15 protein-coding genes are annotated in these 20306 nt (G+C 61.9%); 11 read left to right on the forward strand and 4 right to left on the reverse strand.

What is annotated here, in order from left to right:
- Positions 1-4 precede the first annotated feature (4 nt).
- Positions 5-1144 (reverse strand): glycerophosphodiester phosphodiesterase, encoded by a 1140-nt coding sequence (locus tag BUC24_RS06960; protein WP_073214902.1) that lies wholly within the window; start codon positions 1142-1144, stop codon positions 5-7.
- A gap of 203 nt (positions 1145-1347) precedes the next feature.
- Between BUC24_RS06960 and BUC24_RS06965 the strand changes: the two genes are divergently transcribed.
- The 7 genes from BUC24_RS06965 (at position 1348) to BUC24_RS06995 (ending at position 11207) form a co-directional block, all read left to right on the forward strand.
- Positions 1348-2151 carry a substrate-binding periplasmic protein gene (locus tag BUC24_RS06965; RefSeq protein WP_073213339.1) on the forward strand — a complete coding sequence of 268 codons (804 nt, stop codon included), beginning with the start codon at positions 1348-1350 and terminating at the stop codon, positions 2149-2151.
- A 60-nt stretch (positions 2152-2211) separates the two neighbouring features.
- Positions 2212-2961: a FadR/GntR family transcriptional regulator gene (locus tag BUC24_RS06970; RefSeq protein ID WP_073213340.1), complete on the forward strand. Its 750-nt coding sequence runs from the start codon at positions 2212-2214 to the stop codon at positions 2959-2961.
- 112 nt (positions 2962-3073) lie between these two features.
- Positions 3074-3985, forward strand: coding sequence for a 5-dehydro-4-deoxyglucarate dehydratase (gene kdgD / locus BUC24_RS06975; protein ID WP_073213341.1), 912 nt, complete (start codon positions 3074-3076; stop codon positions 3983-3985).
- Entirely contained in the window at positions 3985-5562 is a 1578-nt protein-coding gene (locus BUC24_RS06980) for an aldehyde dehydrogenase (NADP(+)) (protein WP_073214906.1), read from the forward strand. Before kdgD ends, BUC24_RS06980 begins: the two co-directional genes overlap by 1 nt.
- A gap of 56 nt (positions 5563-5618) precedes the next feature.
- A complete protein-coding gene (locus tag BUC24_RS06985) occupies positions 5619-6992 on the forward strand; it encodes an MFS transporter (protein WP_073213342.1) in 1374 nt (457 codons plus the stop codon).
- Positions 6989-7885, forward strand: coding sequence for an SMP-30/gluconolactonase/LRE family protein (locus BUC24_RS06990; RefSeq protein WP_073213343.1), 897 nt, complete (start codon positions 6989-6991; stop codon positions 7883-7885). The genes BUC24_RS06985 and BUC24_RS06990 overlap by 4 nt, the downstream gene beginning before the upstream one ends.
- A 367-nt stretch (positions 7886-8252) precedes the next feature.
- Positions 8253-11207 (forward strand): TonB-dependent receptor, encoded by a 2955-nt coding sequence (locus BUC24_RS06995; RefSeq protein WP_083598747.1) that lies wholly within the window; start codon positions 8253-8255, stop codon positions 11205-11207.
- A 310-nt stretch (positions 11208-11517) separates the two neighbouring features.
- Here BUC24_RS06995 and BUC24_RS07000 read toward each other — a convergent pair whose 3' ends face one another.
- The 3 genes from BUC24_RS07000 to BUC24_RS07010 are packed head-to-tail and all read right to left on the reverse strand — an operon-like array spanning position 11518 to position 15941.
- Positions 11518-13302 carry a glycoside hydrolase family 28 protein gene (locus BUC24_RS07000; RefSeq protein ID WP_073213344.1) on the reverse strand — a complete coding sequence of 595 codons (1785 nt, stop codon included), beginning with the start codon at positions 13300-13302 and terminating at the stop codon, positions 11518-11520.
- Positions 13299-14522, reverse strand: a complete 1224-nt coding sequence (locus BUC24_RS07005) for a DUF4861 family protein (protein ID WP_073213345.1) — start codon at positions 14520-14522, stop codon at positions 13299-13301. The genes BUC24_RS07000 and BUC24_RS07005 overlap by 4 nt, the downstream gene beginning before the upstream one ends.
- Before the next feature lie 15 nt (positions 14523-14537).
- Complete coding sequence (locus BUC24_RS07010) at positions 14538-15941, reverse strand: glycoside hydrolase family 88/105 protein (protein ID WP_073213346.1); 1404 nt, start codon at positions 15939-15941, stop codon at positions 14538-14540.
- A gap of 190 nt (positions 15942-16131) precedes the next feature.
- On the opposite strand from BUC24_RS07010, the gene garD reads away from it, so the two are divergent.
- Genes garD through BUC24_RS07030 form a run of 4 tightly spaced genes read left to right on the forward strand, consistent with a single transcriptional unit; the run spans position 16132 to position 20306 of the window.
- Positions 16132-17697, forward strand: coding sequence for a galactarate dehydratase (garD, locus tag BUC24_RS07015; protein ID WP_073213347.1), 1566 nt, complete (start codon positions 16132-16134; stop codon positions 17695-17697).
- A gap of 20 nt (positions 17698-17717) precedes the next feature.
- Positions 17718-18530, forward strand: coding sequence for an NAD-dependent epimerase/dehydratase family protein (locus BUC24_RS07020; RefSeq protein WP_073213348.1), 813 nt, complete (start codon positions 17718-17720; stop codon positions 18528-18530).
- Between the two features lie 7 nt (positions 18531-18537).
- Positions 18538-19425, forward strand: coding sequence for an aldose 1-epimerase (locus BUC24_RS07025; protein WP_178372491.1), 888 nt, complete (start codon positions 18538-18540; stop codon positions 19423-19425).
- Complete coding sequence (locus BUC24_RS07030; protein WP_229448069.1) at positions 19422-20306, forward strand: alpha/beta hydrolase; 885 nt, start codon at positions 19422-19424, stop codon at positions 20304-20306. The genes BUC24_RS07025 and BUC24_RS07030 overlap by 4 nt, the downstream gene beginning before the upstream one ends.

A 20306-nucleotide genomic window follows, 5' to 3' on the forward strand; every position in this document is an offset into this window, starting at 1 on the left:
TTGCTTATTTGAAGGCCTTGACGGCAGCGCGGCCCACCGCCGGGTCGTCGGTAAAGAAGCCGTCGATGCCCGCTTTCAGGTAGGCGTTGATCTCCGCCACGGCGTCGCCGCGCTGGCTTGGCGAGTTGACGTCGGGCTTGCGCAGGCTCACCGGCAGGAAGGGGTTTTCCGGCCGCAGGGTCCAGGTATGCACTTTCAGGCCGGCAGCCTTGGCGTCGGCCACAAAGCGGGTCGGCTGGCCCAGTTCGTTGGCTGCGGTGCGCGGAATGATCACTTCCTTGTAGGGCGAGACCACATCGGCGTACAGGGCGATTTCCTTCAGGCCGGCCGGGGTGACCAGGTCGGCATAGCTGCGCTTGTTGCCAGCGGCGATGAAATCATAAGGCGCGTTGCGTGGTACGCCGTTCGGCGCCGGCGGATTGGCCGGGTTGTCGATCAACTGCACGATGCGCATCTCGGTCATGCCGCGCAGCTCTTTCAGATTGGCCGTTTCGAACGATTGGATGAAGACGGCTGCGTCCTTGCCGCGGTAGCCATTGGCCGCCAGCTGATCGACCAGGCGCTTTTCCAGCGGCAGACCAATGGACTTGAAGTAGCTCGGGTGTTTGGTTTCTGGGTAGATGCCAATCACCTTGTTGCGCGACGTACTTTCCTTTTTGACCAGGTCGATCACTTCCTGCAGGGTCGGGATCTCGAATTGGCCATCGTAGGCCACGTTGGCGGGGCGGTTGAGCGGAATGCGCTCCTTGGCGCGCAGCGTTTTCAGCTCGGCCAGGGTAAAGTCTTCGGTGAACCAGCCCGTGACCGGGATGCCGTCGATGGTCTTGGTCGTTTTGCGGCTGGCAAACTGCGTGGCGCTGGCCGCATTGGTCGTGCCGCCAATTTCATTCTCGTGGCGTGCGACCAGAACGCCATCCTTGGTCGCCACCAGGTCGGGTTCGACAATGTCGGCGCCGTCGACGATGGCTTGCTGATACGACGCCAGCGTGTGTTCGGGCCGTAGCGCCGAAGCGCCGCGGTGGCCGGTCACCGCTGGTGTGGGTGGCCAGTTCGGCCCCGGGTTTTGCAGGTCGGGCTGATCACCGCCGCAGCCGCCAAGCAGGGCGGCGCACAGCGCTGCGGCAAGGGCAGGGAGGCGGGGCAAGGATAAATGCGCGGGACGGGTCGAGTTCACATGGGCTCCGGTGTAAGCATTGCAAGATTGCAGTTTCAAGAAGCCGCTGAGACTAACAAGCTTGCGTGACAGGAGCATGACGGCGCAACAGACGATTGATCGGGCCGGCGCTATGCCTCATACTTGAAAAAAACGATTCAACCAGCGTTCGCGCGCACCACCACGCACCCATAATGAAAAAATGCTTCACGCTGCTGGCGTCGTTGCTGCTCTCCTGCGGCATGCTGCCGGCAATGGCCGCCGACATCCCGGTCACCATCTACGCCGATGCCGGCTACCAACCATACTCTTACGCTGACGGCAATGGCGAGGCCGCAGGGCTGTATGCCGAGATTGTCAAAGTCGCGTTTGCACGCATGAAGGGCTACCGCATTGCCATCAAGCCGGTACCCTGGAAGCGCGGCATGGCCATGCTGAAGAACGGCACCGCGTTCGCGCTGTATCCGCCTTATATGAACTTGAAGGATGAACCCTTCACCTGGCCTTACTCGCTGCCTCTGTTTGAAGAAATCGTCGTGGCTGTATGTACGAAAGATGTCGCCGCCCGGCCGCGCCCGCGCTGGCCGGAAGATTTTTATGGCCTGCGCATTGGTAATAATGCGGGGTTCCTGGTGGGCGGCGATGCATTCAACGCGGCCGTCAAGAGTGGCAAGATCACTTTGGAAGAAGCAGCCGACACCCGTACCAATATCCTCAAACTGGGCATGAAACGGATCGACTGCTATATCAATGACCGTATTTCGATTCGCCTTACCCAGAATCAGCTGATCCGCGAAGGCAGGCTGCCGGGTGGACCGGCCGGCTACGAGGCCGCGGTCATCGCGCGCGAGCAGGGCTTTCTTGGTTTTACCGACCGTGACGAGGGGCGATTTGCCCACAAGACTGATTTCCTCAAGCAGTTCGATGCCATCATTTACGATATGCGGCGCACAGGCGAAATCGAGAAGATTGCCCATAATTTCTTCAAAGGGAAGTGAGGATGATCCGCTGTAAAGAGATATGTCATCGTACAAGCTGGCTGGCGCTATAATTGGTCTATGACGACTAATACCGCCCCCTCCATGATTTTGCCGCGCAAGAAACACCGCAACCTTGCCCAGGGTGTCATCGAGCTGATCAACGCCGACATCCAGTCCGGCGCGCTGAAGCCTGGCGACAAGCTGCCCACCGAATCGGCCATCATGGAGCGCCACGGCGTGAGCCGCACGGTGGTGCGCGAAGCGATTTCGCACTTGCAGGCCAGTGGCCAGGTCGAAACCCGGCACGGCATCGGCACCTTTGTGCTGGAAGCGGCGCCGCCGAATGTGAGTCTGCTGACCGAAACCATCGTCACATTGCGCGACGTGCTGGCCATTCTGGAGCTGCGCATTTGTCTGGAAACTGAAGCGGCTTCGCTGGCAGCCATGCGCCGCACCGACGCCCAGGCGGCGCAGCTGGGCGCCTTGCTGGAGCTGATGCGGCGTGGCGCGGAAGAGGGCGGTGGCGCGGTGGCCGATGACGTGCAGTTTCACTTGCTGATCGCCCAGTCGACTGGGAACAAATATTTTGTCGAAATCCTCACCCAGCTTGGTTCGGCGATCATCCCCCGGGCGCGCGTGAATGCCGCCCAGCTCGGCAACGCTGAACCTGGTCTATACCTGGAACGGGTGCACCGCGAACACGAAGATATCTGGCGCGCCATCGCCCGCCAGGATGCCGAAGGCGCGCGCGCGGCCATGCGTACCCACCTGAGCAACAGCCGCGAACGTCTGCGTCAGGCCCAGGAGGCGCTGAGCAGTCCGCACTAAAAAACAACGTTGAACAGGTCGAAAGAAGTCGCTTGTTCTGTTTTATCTTATGTTGTACGATGACGTACGACTTGATAATCAAGAACACCCACCACCTGCCCCTGGAGTCTCCATGCTTCCTCAAGAACTGAAACAAACCCTGTCCGCCGGCCTGCTGTCGTTCCCGATCACCGACTTTGACGCCAATGGCGACTTCCGCGCGTCGACCTACGCCGAGCGTCTGGAATGGCTGGCCCCGTACGGCGCGAGTGCGCTGTTCGCTGCTGGCGGCACCGGTGAGTTCTTCTCGCTGACCCAGTCCGAGTACAGCCAGGTAATCAAGGTGGCAGTCGACACCTGCAAGGGCAAAGTGCCACTGCTGGCCGGCGCGGGCGGCCCGACCCGTTCGGCCATCGCGTTTGGCCAGGAAGCCCAGCGCCTTGGCGCCCAGGGCGTGCTGCTGCTGCCGCACTATCTGACCGAAGCAAGCCAGGACGGTCTGGTGGCGCACGTGGAGCAGTTCTGCAAGTCGCTCGATATTGGCGTGGTGGTGTACAACCGCGGCCAGTGCCGCCTGACCCCGGATTCGCTGGAAAAGCTGGCCGACCGCTGCCCGAACCTGATCGGCTTCAAAGACGGTATTGGCGACGTCGAGCTGATGGTATCGATCTGGCGCCGCATGGGCGACCGCTTCAGCTATCTGGGCGGCCTGCCAACGGCGGAGGTATTTGCTGCTGCTTACAAGGCGATGGGCGTGCCGGTGTACTCGTCGGCGGTATTTAACTTCATGCCGAAACTGGCGATGGACTTCTACCACGCCGTGGCGGCCGATGACCATGCCACCATCAATCGCCTGATCGATGATTTCTTCCTGCCTTACCTGGACATTCGTAACCGCAAGGCGGGCTACTCGGTCAGTATCGTCAAAGCCGGTGCGCGCCTGGTCGGTCATGACGGCGGCCCGGTGCGCGCACCGCTGACCGACCTGACCGAAGCCGAATGCGAGATGCTGCAACGCCTGATCGCCAAACAAGGTGCCCAATGATGGCGCTTGACGGCAGCATGGTCATTGGCGCGGACATCGTGCGCGGCGCAGCCGGCACGGTGCGCGCCATCGACCCGGCCACCGGGGCCCAGCTGGAGCCGGCCTTTGGCCTGGCCGCAGCCCAGGATGTGGACCGCGCCTGTACGCTGGCCGAAGAAGCGTTCGACAGCTACCGCGCCACCACGCTGGAACAGCGCGCGCTGTTCCTGGAAACGATCGCGCAGAACATTCTCGATCTGGGCCCGGCTCTGATCGAGCGCGCCATGCAGGAAACCGGCCTGCCGCAGGCACGCCTGGAAGGCGAGCGCGGACGCACGGTAGGGCAGTTGCGCCTGTTCGCCAAAGTGGTCCGCGACGGCCACTTCCTCAGTGCCACCATCGACAGCGCGCTGCCCGACCGGGTGCCGCCGCGCCCCGATCTGCGCTTGCGCAAAATCGCCGTGGGCCCGGTCGCCGTCTTCGGCGCCAGTAATTTCCCGCTCGCGTTTTCGGTCGGCGGTGGCGATACCGCCTCGGCTCTGGCAGCGGGCTGCCCGGTCGTGGTCAAGGCGCATAACGCGCACCTGGGCACGTCCGAGCTGGTTGGCCGCGCCATTGCCGCTGCTGTCGCCACCTGCGCCTTGCCGCAAGGCGTGTTCTCGATGGTGATCGGCGAAGGCCGCAGCGTGGGCCAGCAGCTGGTGGGCCATCCTGCCATCACGGCAGTAGGCTTTACCGGTTCACGCCAGGGCGGCCTGGCACTGGTGCGCGTGGCCAACGGCCGCGACGAACCGATTCCCGTGTACGCCGAAATGAGCAGCGTGAATCCCGTGTTCATGCTGCCGCAGGCGCTGGCGCACGACAACGGCGCGCTGGCGCAAGGCTTTGTCGATTCGCTCACGCTGGGCGCGGGCCAGTTCTGCACCAATCCCGGGCTGGTGATTGCCATTGGCGGCAGCGATGCTGATCGCTTTTTCACGGCTGCCGCCACGGCGCTGCAAGCCAAGCCTGGCGCGACCATGCTGACCCCGGGTATCCATGAAGCCTATACCGGCGGCGTGGCAAAGCTGGCTGGCATCGAGGGCGTCGAACGCCTGGCTGAAGGCCAGCCTGGCAGCAGCGGCTGCGCAGCGCGCGCCGCCCTGTATGCCTGCGATGCCGCCACCTACCTGCGCACCCCGGCGCTGGAAGATGAAGTCTTCGGTCCTGCTTCGCTGCTGGTACGCTGCCGCGACGAGGCAGAAATGGTCGCACTGGCGCGTCGCCTGGAAGGGCAGCTTACCGCCACAGTCCACGCACTGGCAGGCGACAATGCGCTGGCTGCCGCGCTGCTGCCGGTACTGGAGCGCAAAGCCGGCCGCATTCTGTTCAATGGTTACCCGACCGGTGTTGAAGTGGCACACGCCATGGTGCACGGCGGCCCGTTCCCGGCCACCTCGGACACGCGCAGCACCTCTGTTGGCGCCAGCGCGATTGACCGCTTCCTGCGGCCGGTGTGCTACCAGAACCTGCCGGCTGTGCTGCTGCCTGCCGACCTGCAGGACGCCAATCCGCTGGGACTGGCGCGCTTGAAAGACGGGGTACTGATCACCGCCTGACGCCACCGCGCCTTGAGTTCGCACTTTAAAAATCATAACGATAAAGACGAGACAAAATGAAGCAGCAAGGAATAGGCAGTTACCGATGGACGATTTGCGCGTTGCTGTTTTTCGCGACAACCGTCAATTACCTGGACCGGCAGGTTCTCAGCCTGCTGGCGCCGGACCTGTCGAAGCAATTCGGCTGGTCCAACACCGACTACGCCAACATCACCGCGGTGTTCCAGTTTTCATATGCCATCTCGATGCTGTTTGCCGGCCGCGTGGTCGACCGGCTCGGTACCAAGGCGGCCTTCCTGCTTGCTATTTTTGTCTGGTCCATCGGCGCCGTGATGCATGCATTTGCGATCGGTCTGGGAAATGGCCTGGCGTCGCTGATGAGCACCCTCGGCCTGGCTGCCGTGCCAGTGTCGATCGGCGGCTTCATGATCGCACGCGCTGTACTGGCGATTGGCGAGTCGGGCAACTTCCCGGCGGCGATCAAGGCCACGGCCGAATACTTTCCTAAAAAAGAGCGCGCGTTTGCGACCGGGATTTTCAATTCCGGCGCCAACGTGGGCGCCGTGCTGGCGCCCATCAGCGTGCCGCTGATTGCCGCAACCTGGGGCTGGCAGGCGGCCTTCGTGATCATTGGCGCGATTGGTTTTATCTGGATGGGCCTGTGGCAGGTGTTCTACGAACGCCCGGAAGTGCAAAAGCGCTTGAGCAAGGCGGAACTGCATTACATTACCCTGGACGACGCCGAGACGCCAGCGCCTGTGGGCGAACCTGCTGGCCGCCCCCTGACCTGGATCGAGCTGCTTGGCTACCGCCAGACCTGGGCCTTCGCCTTCGGTAAATTCATGACCGATGGCGTATGGTGGTTCTTCCTGTTTTGGCTGCCGAAATACCTGGCCGCGCAATACGGGATGACAACCGGCGACATTCAAATTCCGCTGGCGATCCTGTACAGCATGACCATGATTGGCAGTGTCGGTGGCGGCTACTTCCCCACCTATTTCATGAACAAGGGCCAGTCGCCGTATGACGGCCGCATGAAAGCCATGTTCGTCATCGCGCTGTTCCCGCTGGTGGTGCTGCTGGCGCAACCGCTTGGCTACATCAGCTTCTGGGTACCGGTCCTGCTGGTCGGTATTGGCACCGCGGCGCACCAGGCCTGGTCGGCCAATCTGTTCACCACCGTATCCGACATGTTCCCGAAACGTTCGGTGGCCTCGGTGGTTGGCATCGGTGGCATGGCTGGCGGCATCGGCGGCGTGATCATCACCAAAGTGGGCGGCTGGCTGTTCGACTACTACGGCGCCCAGGGCCACATTTCGACCGGCTACACGATCATGTTTACCGGCTGCGCGCTGGCCTACCTGGTGGCGTGGGGTGTCATGAAAACACTGGTGCCGCGCTACCAGGTCATTCGCGAGCCGTCGGCATGAGCAAGACCGTTCCTGTCGAACGCATCGGCGCGCAGCGCTGCGCGGTAGGGGAAAGTCCGCTCTGGAGTGCCAGCGAGGGGGCGTGGTACTGGGTCGATATCGTGGCGCGCACCATCTGGCGCTTCGATCCCCAAAGCGGCGCAATCGAAAACTGGCACACCAGCGAGATGGTCGCCTGCCTTGCCACGCGCAGCGATAGCGGTTTTATTGCAGGGATGGAGTCGGGCTTGTTCGCCATCGATCTTGATGCGCCGGTGCGCGAGCACTGCCTGGCCACGCCGCTTGGCCTGGGACCGGGCATGCGCTTTAACGATGGCCGCTGCGACCGCCAGGGCCGCTTCTGGAGCGGGACCATGGCAATGGACATGGCGCTCGCGCGGCGCGACGGCCGGCTGTACCGCTATGGCGGCGACGGCACGCTGGCTGGCCCATTCGTGTCCGGCATGCTGGTGCCGAACGGGCTGGCTTTTTCTCCGGACGGCCGCACCATGTACCTGTCGGATTCGCATCCGCATTCGCAGCAGGTCTGGGCTTTCGACTACGACCCCGATAACGGCGTGCCTTCAAGGCAGCGCCTCTTCATCGACATGCTGCCGCATCCGGGCCGCCCCGACGGCGCGGCCATCGATACCGACGGCTGTTACTGGATTTGCGGGAACGACGCCGGCTGCGTGCTGCGTTTTACGCCGGACGGAAAGCTCGACCGGCGGATCGATCTGCCCATGCTCAAGCCGTCGATGTGCAGCTTCGGCGGCGCCGATCTGGCCACCCTGGTCGTCACCTCGATCGGCGCCGGCCAGCCGGACGGCGACACCTGGGCGGGCGCCACCATCATGTTGCGCCCCGGCGTGCAGGGTATTGCCGAAACGCCGTTCAACGATCAGGCCGCCTAGAAGGGTGGTCTGATTTTGCCAGGTTTGCGTCTATAGGATCGCGCTATCTGGACAGACCGAACAATCAATATTGGACCAGCCAATAAAATAGTGGTCAGACCAATTGTTGTTTTTTGGTGCGATTGGTCCAAGAATTTACGATAGCGATCGAAGTGCATAATCGGCTTAAGAATCAATTAGTTAAGTTCGCATATCAGCATCTTGTTCAAGATTTTTTAAGTAGAAAAAGCAGTACGGGTTGATTTCAACTTCCGAAGATTGGGAAAACAGCACTAAAATAAAGTTGCATTAGTTGAAGGACGTTGTGGGGTCGTATCTCCTCAGGGGCCTTTCCAGAAAAATTACTAAAGAGACAAGGATTCAAACCATGCGCATTTCCAAAGGAAAGCGGGCAGCCATCGGCAAATTCGCCCGCCTCGCCGGCACCACTTCGGCTTCGGCCCTGGCCATCAGCGGCGCTTACGCACAGACCACGCCACCGGCAGCGGACGAACCGGCAGTGGTGGTTGTGACCGGCCTGCGTGCATCGCTCGAAAGCGCGTTGAACAAGAAGCGCGAAGAAAACGGCATGGTCGACATGATCAAGGCCGAAGACATGGGCAAATTCCCCGATACCAATCTGGCCGACTCGTTGCAGCGGGTGCCCGGCGTGGTGATTGACCGTGACGCCGGCGAGGGCCGCAGCATCACCGTGCGCGGGCTGGGACAGGACTTCACGCGTGTGCGCATCAACGGTATTGAAGGTCTGGCCACCACTGGTGGCACCGACAGCTCCGGCGGCGCCAACCGTTCGCGCGGCTTCGACTTCAACGTGTTTGCTTCTGAACTGTTCAACTCTCTGACGGTGCGCAAGAGCTCCTCCGCCGACGTTGACGAAGGTTCGCTCGGCGCCACAGTCGATCTGCAGACTACCCGTCCATTCGACCTGAAAGGCTTCAACGCCAGCATTTCCGCCAAGGGCCGCTACAACGACCTGTCGGAAAAAACCAATCCGCGCGTCGCCTTCCTGCTGTCCAACACCAACGCCGACCGTACTTTCGGGGTGCTGGTATCGGGTGCCTACTCCAAGCGCCAGGTGCTGGAAGAGGGCTTCAGCACGGTGCGCTGGGATAATGGTCCATCGTCGGGCGGCTGGTGCGCCCCGGTTGGTGTAACCCCTGCCAACCCGACCAATTCGACCGCGACCACCTGCGGCCCTGCAGCCCAGGGCGTGCAACGCATTAGCGGAACACCTGAACACATTGCAGCCTACAACGCCGCCAGCAGCGCCAATAACTTCACGCCCCGTCTGCCGCGCTATGGTCGCCTGACCCACGATCAGGACCGTCTGGGCCTGACTGGTTCGGTGCAGTGGAAGCCAATGCCAGGCACCAAGCTGACCCTGGACATGATGTACGCGAAGATGGAAGCGACCCGTCAGGAAGACTTCCTGCAGGCGATCTCGTTCAGCCGCAATGCAGGGCAGGGCGGCAAGCCGCAAACCAGCGTGCTGGCGACCGAGTACGCGCCCAACGGCGCGCTGCTGTACGGTTCGTACAATGGCGTCGACATTCGCTCGGAGTCGCGTTACGACGTTCTGAGTACGGTCTTCACGCAGCCAACGCTCACGATCGAGCACGACTTCACCCGTGAACTGCGTCTGAACACGCGTATTGGCCGCGCAGAATCGAAGTTCAAAAATCCGATCCAGACCACCACCACGCTCGATGCTTCGAACGTTAATGGCTACACCATCGACTTCCGCGCCAACGACCGTCTGCCTTCGATCACCTTCCCGTTTGACGTCAACCAGGCTGGCGGCGCACTCGGTTTGAATACGATTCCAGTGGCCACCTCGGGCACCCAGGCATCGTCGCTGACCAATGGCACCGCGAGCGAAATCCGCATGCGTCCGCAAGGCGCGACCAACCGCAACGACGTGCTGCATGCCGATCTGACCTGGGATGTGGTGCCTGACCGCTTCACTCTCAAAGGTGGCGTCGACATCAAGAAGTTCACTTTCGATTCCTACGAATCGCGCCGCGTGAACCAGAACGACAGCATCTTCGCACCACCGGCCGGTACCACCGTTGCCAGCCTGACGACCAACCTGACCGACTTTGGCAAGGGCCAGGGTCTGCCTGCCGGTACGCCGACGGCATGGGTGATTCCGAACCTGAACGCGATCGCACAGGCTTACGACATCTACTGCAACTGCATCAAGAGCGGCCCTGCGGGCGGTCCTGGCGACTTCACCCTGTCGTCGATCACCAATGGCAATGCACGCGGTAACAACCGCTCGGTGACGGAGAAGGATAACGGCGCCTTCCTGATGGGCGAGTTCTCGAACGAGCTGGCTGGCTTCCCGATCCGCGGTAACGTCGGTGTGCGCTATGTGCAGACCGGCCTGACCGCAAGCGGCTACCAGGCGACCGGCGGCGGCACGCTGGTCACCGTGGAAAACGATTACAGCGACGTGCTGCCATCGTTTAACCTGGCCACCAACGTCACCGATAACTTCCTGGTGCGTCTGGCCGCGGCCAAGGTCATGTCGCGTCCGCAGCTGGGCAACCTGACCCCTGGCGGCACCATTGCCACCACCGGCACGCTGTCGATCACGAGTGGCAATCCGACCCTCAAGCCGTTCCGCGCCAAAGCCTTCGACGCCAGCTTCGAGTGGTACTTCGGTAAGAACGCCTTCCTGGGCCTGGGTCTGTTCCAGAAAAATATCGACACCTACATCCAGAGCATCCGTACCAATATCGCGTTCAAGGATACCGGTCTGCCGCAGTCTCTGTTGCCGAGCAATTTCACCGGTGACGAAGTATTCCAGGTGACCGCGCCGATCAACACCGATGGCGGCAAGCTGCAAGGCTTCGAGTTGAATTACCAGCAGCCATTCACCTTCCTGCCAGGCCGCGGCAAGAACTTCGGCACGCTGCTGAACTACACCTACGTCAAGTCGAAGATCGAATACGTGGTCTCGCCAACCAGCACTGCGACGATTACCGACGACTTGCTGAACCTGTCGCCAAAATCGTGGAACGCGACCTTCTACTACGATGATGGTGCCTTCAGCGCACGCTTGTCGGGCACCAAGCGCTCGTCGTTCCTGACCCGCGTACCGGGCCAGAACAACAACGATGTCGAGGGCAAGAACGGTACCTTCAACGTCGACATGTCGATTTCGTACAAAGTCAACGACAAGCTGGAAGTCACCCTGGAAGGCGTCAATTTGACCAACGAAGTCAATGACCAGTTCATTAGCCGTCAGCGCAATAGCGTGGTGGTGAATAACGTGACCGGCCGTGAAGTGCTGTTCGGAGCGCGCTACAAGTTCTGATCTGGCGACCTGGTTCAGACAAAAGCCCCTGGTTCTCGCGAACCAGGGGCTTTTTTAGTTGTGAGGACCAGCAGTGGAAGGCGAAGAATAAAATATCCAGGAACCACATCGTCCTCGCGAAGGCGGGGACCCATACCATGCTGACCAACTTCGGTAGCGTGGAATAGGTCCCCGCCTTCGCGAGGACGATGTGGTGGTTATGCGGAGAGGGTGGTGGTGATCGTCTCGCTACTACCGGCATTCGCGAGCCAGGTCGGCGCAATAGCTCGGTAGTGGAGAGGTGGCCAACATCGTCCTCGCGAAGTCGTGATTAAGCGGAGAGGGTAGTGGTGATTGTCTTGCCGGCGATGGTGACGTTTTTCAGTGCCAGCGATTTGACGTGATGCAGGAACCATGGCTGCGCCGCATTGCGCGGGGTGCCGAAGTCGCAGTCGGTGACGGTGATGTTCGATAGAGGCATAATCGACGTGCCAGCAGTACCATTGAAACTGGCCGCCACTGGCCCCAGCAGCACCATCGCCTGATAGCACGAGAAGCCATTCGCCGTATTTCCAACCTTGAGCCCCGATATGTGCACATCCGATACGCTCGGTGGGCGCGTGCGCACGCTGTCATCGGCCGGTGCATAGTCGCAATCGATGGTGATCACCGCACCTGCCGTCGACGCGACGCTGTTAGGCGCAATGCTGGAGCCGGGCAGCGGCGGGTAAAACTTGGGGTTTGTGGCCACGCCATTTGGCATGCTCACATTGCGCACATACAGGTGGCGCAAAAAGCCGCCCCGGTTCATGTTCGTCTTGAGCCGGATCGCTGTGTTGAGCGGATCGCTGGCCCAGTTGATGTTGCGGAACTCAAGGTTCTGGGCGTAGATGTTTTCGATCCCGCCCGCCATTTCGCTACCCAGCGTAACGGCGCCGTGGCCGCTGTTCATCACACAATTCTGGATCACGATATTGCGCGTGGCTCCATGCTGCGTATCGCGGTTTTTGCCGGATTTGATTGCGATGCAATCGTCGCCGGTGTTGAAGGTGCAGTCGTCCACCAGCACGGTGTCGCAAGCCTCGGGGTCGAAGCCGTCGCTGTTGGGGCCCATGCTGTCCATGTTCACTTTGCTGATCTGGACTTTGCGGCAGTTGACGGGGTGGTGCAGCCAGAATGGCGAGGCGTGTACCTGGTAACCCTGCAGCAGTACATTGGTGCAGCCGATCAGTTCAATCATGCAGGGGCGCAGATAGTGGCCATGGCCAAACACCCGCTTGGCTACCGGCACGCCAGCCTCCGACAACGCGGGCAGGTAGCGCGAATCGCTGCGCCAGCGCTCGCCGGCACCCTGGATCAGCGCGCGCTGCGCGGGGTCCAGGCCGCCCGGCAGTTCGACCGGGTTATTCGGATTGACGGCAATCTCGGTCGCGGTTGCGCCCATGCGGTGACGGCCTTTCCAGTCCCACCAGCAGTCCTTGCCCGCGCCGAAGGGCAAGCCGCCCTGGCCATCGAGAATACTGGTCCAGTCAGCCCCGGTGAGAGCGATGTTGTCCTGGCCGTGGGCGTACACCATGGACGAAAAATTCAGACAGTCGTTGCCCTGCCAGCGTGACAGCACCAGCTTGCCGTTGGCGCCGCAGTCATACTCGCCGTGGCGCGCATAGTCGGCCGGGTTGGCGCTGAAGTAGATGTGGGCGCCGGCAGCCAGGTGCACATGGACGTTTGAACGCAGCACGATCGGTCCGGCGCAATGCCAGTTCCCCGCCGGGATCAGGACGCGGCCGCCGCCGGCCTTGTGGCAGGCCGCGATGGCTGCGGCAATCGCGCCATGGCAGTCAGGCGATCCCGGTTCCGGGGTATCGAGCATGCCGACGGTTTCATCGTTCAGATTGCCCTTGATGCTCGTCAGGCGCGCAGGTTTGGCGCCGAAGGCGGTAATGGGGAAGTCTTCCTTGCGAAAGGAGAGTGGCTTGGCAAAGCTGTCGACGATGGCCTGTGCGCGCTGCCAGGGATCGGATGCTTGCGCGATGGCCGGTACTCCTGTGGCGAGCAGACCGGCCGCCGAGCTGGCGCGCAGCAGGGTGCGCCGGCCGGGATTGGCAGGTGCGCTCATTTGCTGTCCTTGGCGGCTAAAGTGACGCGTACCGGATTGGCAGCGCGGGCAGCGACGCTCGCAGCCAGGTCTTTCCACGCTTGTTGGGTGGTGATTCGGCCAGCACGGTCCCAGGCTGCACCGACGTAGTAGCGCAGCGGTTTGCCGGAACTGACCTGTGCCAGAACCAGGTGGTTGAGCGGATCGTCGGTGAAATCGAGCGCGCCTGGCAGCACGATAGCGGTGCCAAAGGCGCCGTTGCTGGTCTGCTCGACCCACTGCAGCAAGCTGCCCTGGGATTTTTCGCGCGTGAGCGCAATGGTCGGCGTCTGCTTCTTGTCGGTCGGTGCCTTGTTCAGGCCAATGGCGACTGTCAGCGGCGTGCCGCCGTCATAGGTGAAGGTGCTGTCGATCTGGTCGAACTGATGCCCGGCATCGACGGTAAAGCGCTTGACTTCCGACACACTGGTGCCAGCGGCATTCCAGCTGTTGTAGGTCAGTTCGAAGACGGCGCGCACGGGGCCATTGGCCAGCACTTTCCAGGATGCGTAATTGTGGCTGACGTAAAGCTGTTTGCCGTCCCACACGCCGGTGCCGCCGCAACCGCGCGACTGGCCGACGTTGAACATGTCCATGCCTTCGCCTTCGTCCTTATGGTAGTGGTCATGGCCTTTGTTGTACCAGCGGTCGACGATGGGGTAATTCACGCGCTTGAACCAGATGTCGATGCCGCTGCTGGCCAGGACTTCCTTGCCCGAGCCGGGCAGGGCGGGCGCGCCCAGGGCGGTGCCGTAGGTGCGGTGCGCTACCAGGTCGTTTTCCCACGCGAAGTCGTCCAGGCGCTCCTGCACGTAGCGCGCGTTGACCGCGGTGGGGAACACGGGTGCAAGTTCGTCGGTTTTTTCGACCGTGAAGGTGGCGCTCTTTTCGCCTGGTGCAAAGCTGTACTGGAAAATCAGTTCGCCATAAGCGGCGCCGACATTTTGCGGATCCTTGGCCAGTGGCGCCACGTTGGTTACCTGATGCGGCAGCACGCGGCCATTCTTGTCGCGCACGGCCAGGCGCTGAATCAGCGCGCCGGGCAGGGCGCGATTGACCTCGCTCCAGGCAACGGTAATGGTTTCGGATGGGCGCGCGATCGTCAGGTCATGACTGGCGCTCAGGCGCAACTGGTCAGCCGCCTGGGCCAGTGGGGTGGCAAACAGCGCAGCAACGGAAATGCGGAGCAGGGTCGATTTCATCTGGGTCTCCCGGGGTCAGTGGTGTTCGCGGTAGTCGGTCTTGCCACCCTTTGGCAGGTAGTGATAGGTGCGCACCTTGAATTCGATCTCGAAGGCCGGGTTCTGCAGCATCTTGATGATTTCTGCGCCTGCCAGCAGGGTCGGGCCGTAGCCGTGCAGCGCGTGCACGCTGGTTGGGCGGTTGTAGTAATAAGGCATGTCACTGGCGAAGGTGGTGCCGACCACGGTGCCTTCGACCTGGCCCTTGGCATTGATCTGGGCCGACAGGCCGTTCCAGCCCGCCTGCGCGATGGAGCCATAGGTGGTCGGGCTGATCCAGCCCTGGTTGATGGCGCGCGCAAAGCCGTAGGTGAACATGGCGCTGGCCGAGGTCTCCAGATAGGAATCGGTGCGGTCAATCATCTGGTGCCACAAGCCGGTGCCCGACTGCAGTTCGCCCACGCCGCGCAAGGTCAGGCGCAACTGGGCCAGCACTTTCTTGTAGCCTGGGTGGTCCTTTGGTAGCACATCAAGCAGGTCGCACATAGCCATTACGGCCCAGCCGTTGGCGCGCGCCCAGTAAAAGCGCGGTGCATCCGGGTTGTTGGCATTCCAGCCGTGGGTATACAGGTTGTTCTGCTTGTTGAACATGTAGGTCGACATCTGCAGCACGTTCTTGACGGCGTCATCGTAGTAGGCGCGCTTGCCGCTCATGCGGCCCAGTTCGGCCAGCGCGGGCACTCCCATGTACATGTCGTCGGCCCAGAGCGAAATGGCTTGCGGACGCTTGCGCGCCAGGGTGCCGTCCGCCAGGCGGAACTGCTTGTTGGCGACCCAGTCGCCGCACACGGCGATCTGGGCGGCCATGTCCGGCCCGATTTTGGCTACACGGGCGCGCATTAATGCGGCGCAGATGGAGCCGGCATCATCGAGCGCGCGCGGATCGAGAAAACGTGAGAAGCTGTTGGCGCGTTCCAGGTGAAACTGCGCTTCCTGCGCGCGGAAGTAGGGCAGCTTGTCGGCAAAAAAAGCAAGGTGACGGCGCGTCATGTCGGTAAAGGTCTTGTCGCCGGTGGCTTGTTCGGCGCGGATCAGGCCCGCATGCACGATGCCCATTTCGTAGACCTGCAGGCCGTAGTCGCCGCTGCTTGGTTCGACAATGGCGTCGGCGTTCGGGACGCTGAAGTCCGTAATCTCGGCGCCGGTCTTCTTGTTGATCACGCGCGAAGGCGTGGTTGAATCGAGATACGCGCGAATGCGGTGCAGGGCGGCGGCAATTTCGGCCACATCCGGCTTTTTATAGGGGGCTGGGTAAGTACCTTCGCCCAAATCGTTGAGATTCTTGTTGTCGGGGTTGCGGTAAGGGCCTTCGGCCTGGGCCGCGCTGCCAAACAGGGCGCAGGTGGCAAGGGCAAGCAGCAATTTGGTCGGTGTTTTCACGGTGGTCTCGAGTTATCGTTGGTTGTCGTGGAACGTGGCTGCTATCTATTATGTGCCTTACCGCGGTCCTGTGTTGGGCCAAATACACGTTTTGGTCGGTCCATTCTAATTTGGTTGGACCAAATTGGCAAGGTGGACTAGCCAATCAAGAATGTTATATGGCATACTCGATGCATACAGAGGAAACCAGATGACCACCACAAACGAACGCGCCCGCTTTATCCGGATGCATGATAACGACAACGTCGCCATCGTCGTCAACGACGGCGGGCTTGCGGCCGGCGCCGTGTTCGAAGATGGCCTTGCGCTGATCGAAAACGTCCCGCAGGGCCACAAGGTCGCGCTGACCGATCTGGCCGAGGGCGATGCGGTCATCCGCTATAACGTCACCATCGGGTACGCCAGTTGCGCCCTGCCGAAGGGCAGCTGGATTTCGGAGAAGGTGCTGCGCATGCCGCCGGCCCGTGGGCTTGACGATCTGCCGGTGGGTACTCGTCTGGTGGCGCCAGCGGCGCCCCTTGAAGGTTACACCTTCGAAGGCTACCGCAACGCCGACGGCAGCGTCGGCACCCGCAATATCCTGGCCATTACCACGACCGTGCAGTGCGTGTCGGGCGTGGTCGATTTTGCCGTGCGCCGTATCAAGGATGAACTGCTGCCGCGTTACCCCAATGTGGACGACGTCGTGGGCCTGGAGCACAGCTACGGCTGCGGCGTGGCGATCGATGCCCCTGGCGCCGAGGTGCCGATCCGCACGCTGCGCAATATCAGCAAGAACCCCAATTTTGGCGGCGCGGTGATGGTCGTCAGCCTGGGCTGCGAGAAGCTGCCGCCTACGCGCCTGTTCCCAAAAGGCTCGATCCCGATCGGCCCGGCACCGACGGCCGACGCAAGTGGCCTGGCCGTGGTCTGTCTGCAGGATCAACAGCACGTGGGCTTCGATTCAATGATCCAGTCAATCTTGACGACCGCGGAGCGCCACCTGCAAGTGCTGGACGCGCGCCGCCGCGAAACCTGTCCCGCTTCGGAGCTGGTGGTCGGCGTACAGTGCGGTGGCAGCGACGCTTTCTCGGGCGTGACCGCCAATCCGGCCGTCGGCTTTGCGACCGATCTGCTGGTGCGCGCCGGGGCGACGGTGATGTTCTCCGAAGTGACCGAAGTGCGCGACGGGATCGACCAGCTGACTGCGCGCGCAGCCGACGCCGACGTGGCAGCGGCCATGGTGCGCGAGATGCAGTGGTACGACGATTACCTGGTGCGCGGCGGGGTGGACCGCAGCGCCAACACCACGCCTGGCAACAAGGCTGGCGGCTTGTCCAATATCGTTGAAAAGGCGATGGGCTCGATCGTCAAATCCGGTTCGTCGCCAATTGTGGGCGTGCTTTCCCCCGGCGAAAAGCTGACCCGCAAAGGGCTGATCTACGCGGCCACGCCGGCCAGCGACTTCATTTGCGGCACCCTCCAGCTGGCAGCCGGCATGAACATTCATGTGTTCACGACGGGCCGCGGCACGCCGTATGGTCTGGCGGCGGTCCCGGTGATCAAGGTCGCCACGCGGGACGATCTGGCGCGTCGCTGGCACGACCTGATGGACATCAACGCCGGGCGCATCGCCAGCGGCAGCGCCACCATCGAAGACGTGGGCTGGGAGATGTTCAAGCTGATGCTGGACGTCGCCAGTGGCCGCAAAACCTGGGCCGAACACCATAAATTGCATAATGCGCTGACGCTGTTCAATCCTGCGCCAGTGACCTGACATCGAAACAAGGAACCGACATGACTCAGATTACACCTTTCAAACGCATCCTCATGACGGGCGCCGCGGGCGGCCTTGGCAAGGTGCTGCGTGACCGCATCAAGCCCTGGGCCACGATTGTGCGCCTGTCCGACCTGGCCGACATGGGCGAAGCGCGCGATGGCGAAGAAGTCGTGCGCTGCGACCTGTCTGACAAGGCCGCGGTACTCGCGCTGATGGAGGGCGTGGACGCGGTGCTGCACTTTGGCGGCATTTCGACCGAAGCGCATTTTGACGACATCATGCAAGCCAACATCCTTGGTGTCGCCAATCTGTACGAGGCAATCCACAAGGCTGGCGTCAAGCGCGTGGTGTTTGCCAGTTCGAACCACGCAGTTGGCTACTACAAGACCACCGATATGGTCGATGCCAGCATGCCGACCCGGCCTGACAGCATGTACGGCGTGAGCAAATGCTTCGGCGAGTCGCTGTCGCGCTACTACTATGACCGTTTCGGGATCGAGACTGTGTGCCTGCGCATTGGGTCGAGCTTCCCGGCGCCAATCAACAAGCGCATGATGACCACCTATTTCAGCTACGACGATCTGGTTGAATGTCTGCGCTGCTGCCTGTTTGCGCCGCGTGTCGGTCACACCATCGCCTTTGGCGTGTCCGATAACGACGGCAAGTGGTGGGACAACCGTTTCGCCGCACACCTGGGCTTCAAGGCCAAGGACAGCTCCACCAAGTTCAACGATTTGTTCCCGGATACGTCCGAATTCCCGGCAGCCGATGACATCACCACCATCTACCAGGGCGGCAAGTTCCTGCTGGATGGACCGAAGTACCGCTAGGCCTGCCGTGCAGCAGATCGCGCTGCGCAACGCGCACCTGAAGGCGCTGGTGCTGCCGTCGATTGGCGGTGGCCTGGCACGCCTTGATGCGCTGATCGATGGCCAATTTCTGCCTGTGCTGCGCGGTCTGGATGACTTGCGCGGCGCGCCGCTGCCAACACCGTCGCAACTGGCCTGCTTTCCCCTGGTGCCCTGGTCGAACCGTATTGGCAGCGGCGGCTTTGTGTTCGATGGCCGTACCATCGCGCTGGCGCCAAACCGGCCGGGCGAGGCCTATCCCATCCACGGTGAAGGATTCCAGCACAGCTGGACGGTCACAGAACGCGACGACAGCTTTGTGCAACTGCAGCTCGACCGCAGCAGCGGCAAGCCGTTCGCGTACCGTGCCCATTTGCGCTACATCTTGCGCGGCAAGACACTGGAAGTGGAACTGGCCGTACGAAATTGCGGCGCCGCGGTTCTGCCATTTGGTCTGGGCCTGCATCCGTGGTTGCCACGGACGGCTGGCGTGACCTTGCGCGCGCGCGCCTGTTCCGCATGGGCGCGTGGCGACGATGGCTTGCCAACGGACCGCATCGCCATTCCCGAAGACTGGAATTTCGACATGCCGCGCCGCCTGCCGGAGCGCGCGATCGACAATATCTTCAGCGGCTGGGATGGGGAAGCGCGTATCGTCTGGCCCGAAAGCAGTATGCAGCTGCGGATTCGCACCCACATGGCGTACTACATCGTGTACACCCGGCCTGGCGCTGATTTTTTCTGCTTCGAGCCGGTTGACCATATGATCAATGCCCACAACATGCCGGGTGGGCCGGTACGGAACGGCCTGACCCTGCTCGCGCCGGGTCAATCGCTCACGCGCAAAGTGCGCTTCACCGCAGGAGTGGCAGAGTGAGACTGGCGCTGCTGCTGGCACTGTCGCTGTGCGGCTGCGCTGGTGGTGGGGACTACACACCCGAGACCACCTTCGCCAAGCTGCATGCGCAATATCCTTTCATCCGCATCGCCAGCCGGGACCTGCCCGAGAACGTCAGGGTCGAGCGGGATCTGGTGTATGCACGCTCGCTCAAGCTTGACTTGTATCGGCCCGCCGGCAGCAACGCGGCGCCACTGGTCGTGCTGGTCCATGGCGGTGGCTGGCGCAATGGCCGGCGCGAGAATCTGGCCGCGCTCGCAATCGGACTGGCACAGCGCGGTTATGCTGCGGCCACGGTCAGTTATCGCTTGTCCGGGGAGGCGCGCTATCCGGCCGCCGTGGATGACGTGCGCGCCGCGCTCGGCTGGCTGCGTACCAACGCCGCTGTGCATGGGATCGATGCCGCGCGCGTCGCCCTGGCCGGTGGTTCCGCGGGCGGTCAGATTGCGAGCCTGGTCGGTGTGACTGGCAGCGGCGTTCAAGCGATCGTCAATATTGACGGTCTGTCCGATTTTACGTCCGAGCAGGCCAGGCTGCATGAAGACGACCCAAGCAAAAAGCCGTCGTCGGCAGGTGCCTGGTTTGGCGGACGCTATGCGGAGAAGAGCGCATTGTGGCGTGAAGCATCGCCCATTTTCTATGTGTCACCCGCGACGCCGCCTGTGCTGTTCATTGGCAGCGCACAACCACGCTTTTCGGTGGGACGTGACGAGATGGTCGCATCGTTGCGCAACAACGGCGTGGCCAGTGAAGTGCTTGTGCTGCCGGGTACACCGCATTCATTCTGGCTGTTCGATCCGTGGCTGACACCGACCGTGCAGGCCATCGATCGTTTCCTGACCATCCACCTTCGCAAGTGA

The sequence above is a fragment of the Massilia sp. CF038 genome (assembly GCF_900129765.1).
Classification (GTDB): Bacteria; Pseudomonadota; Gammaproteobacteria; order Burkholderiales; family Burkholderiaceae_D; genus Telluria_A.